The sequence below is a fragment of the Paractinoplanes rishiriensis genome (genome assembly GCF_016862375.1).
In the GTDB taxonomy this organism is placed as follows: Bacteria; Actinomycetota; Actinomycetes; order Mycobacteriales; family Micromonosporaceae; genus Actinoplanes; species Actinoplanes rishiriensis.
Genome location: NZ_BOMV01000083.1, coordinates 135,459 through 143,857, shown reverse-complemented (window position 1 = coordinate 143,857; position 8,399 = coordinate 135,459). Strand labels below are relative to the sequence as shown.

At 70.1% G+C, this 8,399-nt stretch carries 10 protein-coding genes; 3 read left to right on the top strand and 7 right to left on the bottom strand.

Annotated features, from left to right (window positions below):
- Window positions 1–337: 337 nt before the first annotated feature.
- Window positions 338–1,159 (bottom strand): SDR family NAD(P)-dependent oxidoreductase, encoded by an 822-nt coding sequence (locus Ari01nite_RS39920; protein ID WP_203788484.1) that lies wholly within the window; start codon window positions 1,157–1,159, stop codon window positions 338–340.
- A 73-nt stretch (window positions 1,160–1,232) separates the two neighbouring features.
- On the opposite strand from Ari01nite_RS39920, the gene Ari01nite_RS39915 reads away from it, so the two are divergent.
- Window positions 1,233–1,583: a hypothetical protein gene (locus tag Ari01nite_RS39915; RefSeq protein WP_203788457.1), complete on the top strand. Its 351-nt coding sequence runs from the start codon at window positions 1,233–1,235 to the stop codon at window positions 1,581–1,583.
- Between the two features lie 214 nt (window positions 1,584–1,797).
- Here Ari01nite_RS39915 and Ari01nite_RS39910 read toward each other — a convergent pair whose 3' ends face one another.
- A complete protein-coding gene (locus tag Ari01nite_RS39910; protein WP_203788455.1) occupies window positions 1,798–2,379 on the bottom strand; it encodes a GNAT family N-acetyltransferase in 582 nt (193 codons plus the stop codon).
- Window positions 2,376–2,939 carry a dihydrofolate reductase family protein gene (locus tag Ari01nite_RS39905; protein ID WP_239163417.1) on the bottom strand — a complete coding sequence of 188 codons (564 nt, stop codon included), beginning with the start codon at window positions 2,937–2,939 and terminating at the stop codon, window positions 2,376–2,378. The genes Ari01nite_RS39910 and Ari01nite_RS39905 overlap by 4 nt, the downstream gene beginning before the upstream one ends.
- Window positions 2,940–3,053: 114 nt before the next feature.
- Between Ari01nite_RS39905 and Ari01nite_RS39900 the strand changes: the two genes are divergently transcribed.
- Together Ari01nite_RS39900 and Ari01nite_RS39895 are read left to right on the top strand one after the other, a co-directional pair.
- The gene (locus Ari01nite_RS39900) at window positions 3,054–3,545 is read left to right on the top strand and encodes a winged helix-turn-helix transcriptional regulator (protein WP_203788451.1); all 492 of its coding nucleotides are present in this window, start codon (window positions 3,054–3,056) and stop codon (window positions 3,543–3,545) included.
- Between the two features lie 263 nt (window positions 3,546–3,808).
- A complete protein-coding gene (locus tag Ari01nite_RS39895; RefSeq protein WP_203788449.1) occupies window positions 3,809–4,297 on the top strand; it encodes a hypothetical protein in 489 nt (162 codons plus the stop codon).
- A 179-nt stretch (window positions 4,298–4,476) separates the two neighbouring features.
- On the opposite strand, the gene Ari01nite_RS39890 is transcribed toward Ari01nite_RS39895, so the two are convergent.
- The 4 genes from Ari01nite_RS39890 to Ari01nite_RS39875 are packed head-to-tail and all read right to left on the bottom strand — an operon-like array spanning window position 4,477 to window position 8,397.
- Window positions 4,477–5,127 (bottom strand): hypothetical protein, encoded by a 651-nt coding sequence (locus Ari01nite_RS39890; RefSeq protein WP_203788447.1) that lies wholly within the window; start codon window positions 5,125–5,127, stop codon window positions 4,477–4,479.
- On the bottom strand, window positions 5,124–6,722 hold the full coding sequence (locus tag Ari01nite_RS39885; RefSeq protein ID WP_203788445.1) for a hypothetical protein: 1,599 nt from the start codon (window positions 6,720–6,722) through the stop codon (window positions 5,124–5,126). Before Ari01nite_RS39885 ends, Ari01nite_RS39890 begins: the two co-directional genes overlap by 4 nt.
- Window positions 6,719–7,591 (bottom strand): ABC transporter ATP-binding protein, encoded by an 873-nt coding sequence (locus Ari01nite_RS39880; protein WP_203788443.1) that lies wholly within the window; start codon window positions 7,589–7,591, stop codon window positions 6,719–6,721. Before Ari01nite_RS39880 ends, Ari01nite_RS39885 begins: the two co-directional genes overlap by 4 nt.
- Window positions 7,588–8,397 carry a cupin domain-containing protein gene (locus Ari01nite_RS39875; protein ID WP_203788441.1) on the bottom strand — a complete coding sequence of 270 codons (810 nt, stop codon included), beginning with the start codon at window positions 8,395–8,397 and terminating at the stop codon, window positions 7,588–7,590. The genes Ari01nite_RS39880 and Ari01nite_RS39875 overlap by 4 nt, the downstream gene beginning before the upstream one ends.
- Window positions 8,398–8,399 lie beyond the last annotated feature (2 nt).

Genomic DNA, 8,399 nt, shown 5'->3' with positions numbered 1-8,399 from the left:
CCGCAGGATCGCCGAGCGACCGGACCCGCGGCCCGCAACTCGGTCCGGCGAGAGACTGGCAAGCAGCATGCTGTGCGGTGGCGGTCGCGACGCCACGCATCGATTGCGGTGCTGATTGATAGGACACGTGAATACAACTGCGAATGCCACTGGGGCAGCCCGGAAGAGCTGGCACTGCTGAAGGAACCGGACGTAGAGCTGGAACCCCCGCCCGCTGGAAGACCCGCACTTGCCCACCGGACGGCGTTGAAAGCCGCGAACCACCCCAAGTGCTCGATGTGTCTCCCAAGCCCGTGCTGCCTTGATCGTTGCTGCGCCCGGGGCATCGGCTGAGCTCTCAACCCTGCTCAACCGCCGCGAGGCTCGACCGCCACAGGCGTTGCGCCCGGGCCGGGTCGGTCGAGCGGCCGGTCGCTGGGAACGGCGCACGCCAGGCGAAGTGGCCGCCCGGGACCAGCGCGTCCGGGTCGGTGGCCAGCCAGACGAGGGTGTCGGCGCCCTGCTCGCTGGAGCGGAACAGGCCCGGTGCGAAGCGCGCCACGCTGAAGGCCGGGCTCCGCCGCCCGAAGCCGCTGCGGATCAGGCCGGGGAAAAAGCACGTCGCCACAATGCCGAGGCCGGTCCATCGGCGGGCCGCCTCCACGGTCGTCAGAATGTTGGCCTGCTTGCTCGCGCCGTACGCCAGCCAGCGGCTGATCTGGCGGCGGCCCGGCCGGTCCACGTCGAGGGTGCCCCACGCCTCTGCCAACGAGGATGTCGTCACGATCCGGGCCGGTACCTGCGGCTTGGCCGCGGCTTGCAACCGGTCCAGCAGCAGGTGGGTGAGCAGGAACCCGCCCAGATGATTGATCTGCATGGTCGCGTCGTGGCCGTCGGCGGTTGGCCGGCGCACCGAGGTCAGCTGTCCCGCGTTGTTGGCCAGCACGTCGATACGCTCGTAGGCGGCCGCGATCGCCGCGCCCGCAGCGCGGACCTCGTCCAACACCGAGAAGTCGGCCCGGTACGACGCCGGAGTCCGGCCGCCGGCATCGCGGACCCGCGACACGGCGTCCGCCAGCCGTCGCGGATCCCGGCCGAGCAGCACGACGTCATCCCCTGCCCGGGCGAGCGCGACGGCTGCGGCCAGTCCGATCCCCGAGCTCGCGCCCGTCACCACCACCGTTCGGCGCATAGCTCATTGGATCATCGCCCCCGCCGGTTCGCCCCATGGCCGTACCGATCATGATGGCGGCATGACCCGGACCCGGCCCGCCGCGGCGGCGGCTGCTCTCGCGGTCACCGCAGGCGCCGGCGTCATGCTGTTCGCGCTCGTCGCCAGGCCGGAACCGTGGTGGCAGGGCTATGTCAGCGAGACGGGGACAGCCGGTCGGCCCTACTCCATGGTCTATCGCCTGGGTCTGATCGTGCTCGCGCTCGGCGTCGCGCTGCTCGGCGGCGCCTTACGGCGTACCGGGCCCTACGAACCGACGACACCCGCCGACCTGACGCTGACCCTGCCGCTGGGCGCCGCCCTGGGCCTGATGATGGTTTCGTCGGGCGCGGCAGCGCGCTGCTGGAGCGGATCCTGCTCATGGTCGCCGTGAGCTGGCTGGTCGGCACCGCCCTGCTCACCACGTCCAACCGCTACGTCTAAAAACGATGACATCGCCAGTCATATCTCACGGTCCGTCACCGCTGACCCAAGCCCCAGCGCATCCGGTGCGGCAAATCCGTGCGCCTCCGGCGCCTTTGTTCAGGCATGGTTATGCGATCGGAGAATCTGCACGAGTCGCCGGATGATGACACACGGCCCGTCGGCTATGCCGAACCGCTCCACTCGTCGGCGAGCAGGGCATAGCCGACGCAGTCGAGCCACTCGCCGGATCGGTGCAGGGAGTCCCGGACGGTGTAGAACTCGCGGCGCATCCCGATGCGTTCCATGAGTCGCCACGATGCCTCGTTGGCGGCGAAGCAGGTGGCCGTCACGCGGCGCAGTCCGAGATCCTTGAAGCAGAGCCGGAGCAGTTCCCGGACGGCTTCGGTGGCGTATCCGCGGCCGGCTTGCTCCGGGTGCAGCACCCATCCGAGCTCCGCTTGCACGCTGCGGGCGCGTTCGGCGATCTCCGCCTGGGCCCATGCATCCTCGACCTTCAACATGAGGTCGCCGATGATCGTACCGCTGTGCTCGATGACGAGGGTCCTGGCCAGGCTGTCCGGGTCCCGGAACCAGGTTCGGTGTTCGTCCAGGGTGGCCGAAGCGCGGGTGATCCAGCGGCTCACGTCCTCGCGGCGGCGGAACCGCCAGGTGGCGTCGGCGTCGTCCTCGGCTGCCGGTCGCAATGTCAGACGGTCGGTGTGCAGCGGCCAGGTCAACACGGCGAGTCCGGTGCTCATGGTCATCCATGCACCTTCCGAACGGCGTATCGGTGGAGCGTGACGCCCTGGTCGAAGCTCGCCTGCTCGAGCAGGTCCAGCCCTAGCGGCTCGTCATGGCTGTCAAACAACGGTCGGCCGGCGCCGAGGATGACCGGGTGGGTGAAAAGCAGCAGCTCATCCAACAGCCCGGCACGGAGCAGCGCGGTAGCTAGCGTGGCACCCCCGACCCCGATATCGCCTTCGGTCTGCGTGCGCAGGTCCGCGAGTGCGCCGACGGCGTCGTCGGCACTGATCACCCGCGTGTTGTGCTCGGCGCTGGTGCGCGTTCGCGACACCAGCACCTTCGGCATCGAGGTCCAAATCTGACCATACTCGCGAAGGAAGCCGGGCAACGAGGCGTCGTTGCGCGCGCTCGGCCAGAATCGCTCCATCGTCTCGTAGATGATGCGTCCCTGGACCATGAGCGACAGCGCTCGCGCCCGTGAGTTGAACTCGTTGTGCAGGGGCTCGCCGATGCGCATCCACGATCCACCGCCTTGCTCGTCCTTGGCGTGCTCGATCCTCAGATCGAGGGACACGTTCATCCAGTACACGAACCGGCCTGGCATCAGCCCTCCAACTGATAGCGGTCTGCTACTGCTAGCCGCCACCCTAAAGAGAGTGATAGTAACTTGCAATCACTTGCGAGGAGGGTATCGATGGAGTCCGCGCCACGCTCGGGCTGTCCGATCAATCAGGCGGTCGAGGTTCTGGGCGACCCGTGGGCGATGCTCGTGCTGCGCGACATCATGTTCGGTGACCGGCGCCACTTCCGCGAACTGCTCGCCGGCAGCGAGGAAGGCATCGCCCCGAACATCCTCAGCAGCCGCTTGCGGCGGCTCTCGGATGCGGGCCTGCTGACGCGGCAGGACGCACGGCGTGGGCAACGGGCGGCCTACTCGCTCACCGAGGCCGGCGTCCAAACGTTGCCGATCATGGTGGCGCTCGGCTCGTGGGGCCTCGCCCACCGCAGCGGCGAACGTCGCCTTCGGGTTCGTGCCGAGCTGCTGCGCGACGGCGGCCAGGGACTGGTCGCTCGTTTCATGGACGATCTGCGCCACGTGCACCTCGGTGCCCCTAGACCGGATCCACACGCTCCACAAGCGGCCGACGAGCTTCGCTCGGCCTACGAGACCGCATTACGCGAGTAAGACCCCCACCCCCGGCCAGGCGTCACTGCGGACCAGCTCAACCACGTCACCAAGCGCAACTGCGGAGATCGCCGGCAAAGAAGAGCCGTGCCGGGCCCCTCCCGGTGCAGCCACCCTAGGTGTGGAGGTGCTGTGTGTCTGCGACAGCGCGGCTCATCCTCCAGCTCTGGCGGCTTCACGGAACCCGGGAAGATCAGGGCTGCCCGGCCTTGCCACCATCTTCGACATGGGTCGGTTGACTGATGGCCCGGAGGAGTCCACGTATGGAAATTCTCGTGGCTGCGGTTGCGGTCTGCGTTGCTGCAGCGTCGATGGTCTTCGCCGGTTTGCAGGCACGGTCCACGAGGCTGCAGGCGCAATCGGTGCTTGAGCAGACGTCATTGATGCAGGCTTCCTCGGAGCTGTCGTTCAACCTAGAGGTGATGGTTCGGCTTCAAGAGGTTTTGCTGCGTGTGGCAGATGATCCACAGACTCATCAACTTGTCTGGCACCAGGACGGCGATGAGAACCGGCGACCACAAATTGCATCACAGTCAATTTTGGACGTCCTGTCTATGGCCCTTAAGGCTGTCGATCGGCTCCCGGGGTTCTCCACGAACGGCGAGGATTGGACCTCCTATACCCGATACGTCCTACAACGCAGCCCGAGTCTGCGAGCCGAGGTTCTGAAGCATCCAGAGTGGTGGCCAGAGATCACGCCCTACGCTCACGAAACTCATACAGCCGAGGACGGAGCAGGCGCGGACGATTAGATGCCAAGACGTCACACTCAGAGCCGCGCCGTCAATAGGAAATCTTGGTTCGTTGCAATGTCTCGCCTTTTAAACGGCTTTGCGTTGTTCGCCTCGGTGGGCGTGGCGTTGCGGAGCGGTCGTTCAAACCGACCCGCATAGATTGATGCGAGCTCGGACGCCGGCGTCAGGGGCCTCGATCACCGCCTCAGCAGGCGTGATCGGACCGGTTCGTAGCCGGCCACGACGGTTACGAGAGACGCGGCGGTCAGCGCGAGCGTCCAGTAGACGTGCGCCGCCGGCCACCTCGGATCGTCTGGCGCGAGGAACAGGGCCAGGCCCTCGGGCAGGAATGCGGCGCCCGCCGTCACGGCGAGCAGCGTCGCGCCGGCGACGGTGCTGCCGTTGCCGTCCGGTGCGTTACGGCCGGCCAGGACGGCGAGGCCCAAGCCGACGGCCATGAGCGTGGCGGCCTCCACCGTCGTGCCGCCCAGTTGCAGGGACACCTCGTGTTCGGCGCCGGCGACGGTGATCGCGACGACGGTGGTCCACCAGGCCGCGACCGCGGCCAGCGCGATGACCAGCCGCACCGCGTACCGCAGCAGGCGCCCGGCCGGCACGGTCGCGATGCTTCCGGCCGCCGGATCGTCCAGCAGGAACGTGGCGCCCAGCGCACCGCAGACCGCCGCGATGCGCAGCAGGTTGACCAGGTTCTCGTTGCTCAGCAGGACGGACGTGGCGGCCGGCACGGCGGTGACGGCCAGGCCGAGGGCTACGGCGGCGAGAAAGGGCCGCCAGCGCATCGCCCGTGCGGTCGGACCGAGCAGGGGTATGACGGTCCGCAGGTTCACGCCGTGCACACCGATCGCTCGCCCTCGGGCAGTTGCGGTGGCACCGGCACGCCGAAAAGCTCGCCGACCCGCTCGGTGGGGGTGCCGGCCGCGGTCAGCTCCGGCCAGGACCGCAGGAGCTGCGCCCCGATCTGGTCCGCCGGTCGCTCCAGTAGGGCGAACGCCACGGACATCTCCCGGTCGGGTACCGACACCCCGGTGTCGAAGCTCGTCTCCGTGAACGACACGCCGCCCCAACTGGTGGCGTCGGCCTCGCGCAGACCGGCGGCGGTCCGTGGGGTCGCCTGGCCGGCCAGCCAGGCGACCAGTACGGCCCGCGAGCCGCACATCGAACCGGAGGCGGCCACTCCGGCGCGGGTCAGCACCTCGTACGCGATCAGGCCGGCAAAGCCCACCTCGGACCGGAGGTCACCCCAGGTCGTGCCGACCGGCACGGTGGCCGGCGTGCCGGCTGCCTGGTCGTCCTGCCGCCAGATCTCCGCGCGAGCACGGACGTCCTCGAGCTCGGTCACACGGCCGGCCGTGGGGTAGTTGTGCGCCCATACCCGCTGGCGCACCGCGAACGGTCGCTGGGCCTCCGCGGCCGGCAGCCGGCGCAGGACGCCGCGCACCACGGTGTCCCAGCCACTCACCCACGGCGTGAAACCCTCGAAAGCGCAGTAGGTGACCGGGTCGACCGTCCGGCACGTCTGCTGCCCGGCCGGCCTTTCCGTGGCGACGATCCTCGCGGCGGTGACCTCGGCGTTCACCGGACGGTACTGGACTGCACCGGCCGCCAGGGTGACCAACAGACCCGCAGCCGCGACCGCGGTGAGGTACCGGCCGCGCGCCCCGCTGCGGGCGAGCGCCGCCACGATCACCAGCGAGAGCGCGCCGGCCAGGTAGACCAGATGCGCCGCCGCCGGGCGGGCCAGCAGGTCCACCGGCAGCGGCATCGGCTCGTAGGACACCGCGGCCGGCAGTATCCACGCCAGCGGTGCGTAGCCGGGCATCTGGCCGGCGACCGTGACGACCGCGAGGGCCAGGAGGACTAGCGGCGCGACCACCACCGAGTGCACCAGCCGGCCCAGCAGCACACCGGTCGCGCCGAGCAGCAGGACGGCAACGGGCGTGGTGGCCAGTTCGTACGGGTCGGTCGCGCCGGCGGCGCCGGGGGAGGCGGCGAACACGCCGATCCGGACCGCGACCAGGCCGGCGCTCACCGCGGCGAACGGGACGAGGGCGAGCAGGTGGCCACCGGTACGCCACGGCGCGGGCAGGGCGAGCACGTCGTACAGCGCGGCGGTGCCGTGCCGGTGCGCCCGCAGCACCGCGAGGTTGGCCACGACCAGGGCGGCGCCACCGAGGAGCACGACGCCGGCGAACTGGATCTCGCGGTTCTCGTCCTGGAGCACGGGGTAGCGCGCGGCACCGTTCGCAGCCACGTCGTAGATCCACGTGCCCATGAACAGCAGCATGAAGACGACGGTGACGGGATGGCGCAGCAGGCGTACCGCCTCGACCCGGGCCAGGGCCACCATCCCGCGCCGCGAGTCCCGGGCGCCCGGAGCGCCGGGAACTCCGGCCGTCCGCTCGCGGACCGGCGCGGCGCTCACGCCGGCACCTCCCGGGCGGACGCGACGTCGACCAGCATGAGGTAACCGTCCTCGATGGTCGGTTCGAGCAGGTCCGCACCGGGCGGCGGATCGCCGACGTGCCGGTAGAGCCCCGTCCCGGTACGCCAGGAGGCGAGCGCCCCGGGCGCGCGGGAACCGCTGGTCCACACCCGCCCGGTGGCCAGCGCCGCCAGCTCCGCCGGGCTGCCCTCGAAGCGTACGGCTCCCTGGTCCAGCACTATCACCTGCTGGCAGAGCAGCATCACCTCCTCGGTCTGATGGGTGGACAGCAGCACCGTGCGCCCCTCGCCCAACTCGGCGAGCAGTTCGCGGAACCGCAGCCGCTGCTCCGGATCCATGCCGACCGTGGGTTCGTCGAGAATCAGCAGGTCCGGACCGCCGATCAGGGCGGCCGCCAGCCCCAGCCGCTGGCGCATGCCACCGGACAACGTCTTGACCGGCTTCTGCCGTTGCGCGTCGAGGCCCACCTCGGCCAGCACCCGCCGCACCTCCGCGTGGCGGGACCTGCGTTCCGTCAACTCCTTGAGGATCGCGACGTAGTCGACGAACTCGAACGCGGTGAAGTTCGGATGGAAACCCGGATCCTGGGGGAGGTATCCGAGCCGCCTCCGGACGGCCAGCCGGCCCGGTCCGGTGCGCGGGTCGGCGCCCAGCACACTCAGGTCCCCGTGATCCGGCGGGACGGCGGTCGCGATGATCCGAAGTAGCGTCGTCTTGCCCGCACCGTTGGGGCCGAGCAGCCCCGTCACGCCGTCCCGCAGGGTGAGGGACACCCCCGCCAAGGCGGTCGTCCGGCCGTACCGCAGTTGCAGGTCGCGGGCGCGTACCGCCACCGTCGACGTCGTCATGGCATCCTCTCGAAGGTCGCCCGCAGGCGGATGATCGCGACGGCCGCCGGGACCCCGGCGAGCGCCAGCGAGAACTGTGCGGCGACGGCGAAGGCAACGTCGCCCACCCCGGCCAGCAGGGTCACCGCGACCAGCAGCAGCCAGACCGTGCCGACCGTGCCCGCGGCGGCCACGGGTCCGAGCCGGGGTGTCAGGACGAGGCTGACCAGCGTCAACGTCAGCGCCGGCAGGAACCACCCGAGCACTATCAGGCCGTACTTCGGCAGCGCCAGGCTCGCCATGCCGCTCAGCACCGTGGTGGTGCACAACACGGCGGCGCATCTGATCATCAGCAGGTGACCGGTGTGCATGGGCGCAACAAGGGCGATCTCGTACGTGGGGTCGACCCGTGGGCCGAACGACACCGACACCCCGAGGAGCGGCAGCAGCGGGGCGATCACCAGCAGGACCATCGGCCCCGACAGCCAGGCGACGACCGCGGTCAGCCCCAGCGTCAGCGCCACCGCCGCCAGCCACGACAGCCGCAGCGCCGGGACGGCGGCCAGCAGCCGTGCGGTGTGGTCCGGCACGCCCAGGCGCACGAGCAGCCGCTCGACCGGGCCGGGAACGGGTGCGTCGAGCTCGGTCTCCATCCGGAACCAGCCGGCCCGCGCGATCGTGGACCCGGCAACGGCGTCCAGGCGCCCCCGGCACGCCGCGCAGCCGGCAAGGTGCGTCTCCACCGACCACAGTCCCGGCGGCGACAGGGCCAGCCCGGCGTACTGCCGCAGCTGATCGTCCGGCAAATGCCAAGCAGTCTGGCTCATCG

Coding starts and splice junctions, on each gene's coding strand:
- Ari01nite_RS39905 (WP_239163417.1), bottom strand. CDS start 2,939: ATGAACGTGTCCCTCGATCTGAGGATCGAGCACGCCAAGGACGAGCAA.
- Ari01nite_RS39900 (WP_203788451.1), top strand. CDS start 3,054: ATGGAGTCCGCGCCACGCTCGGGCTGTCCGATCAATCAGGCGGTCGAG.
- Ari01nite_RS39895 (WP_203788449.1), top strand. CDS start 3,809: ATGGAAATTCTCGTGGCTGCGGTTGCGGTCTGCGTTGCTGCAGCGTCG.
- Ari01nite_RS39875 (WP_203788441.1), bottom strand. CDS start 8,397: ATGAGCCAGACTGCTTGGCATTTGCCGGACGATCAGCTGCGGCAGTAC.
- Ari01nite_RS39880 (WP_203788443.1), bottom strand. CDS start 7,591: ATGACGACGTCGACGGTGGCGGTACGCGCCCGCGACCTGCAACTGCGG.
- Ari01nite_RS39915 (WP_203788457.1), top strand. CDS start 1,233: ATGACCCGGACCCGGCCCGCCGCGGCGGCGGCTGCTCTCGCGGTCACC.
- Ari01nite_RS39910 (WP_203788455.1), bottom strand. CDS start 2,379: ATGACCATGAGCACCGGACTCGCCGTGTTGACCTGGCCGCTGCACACC.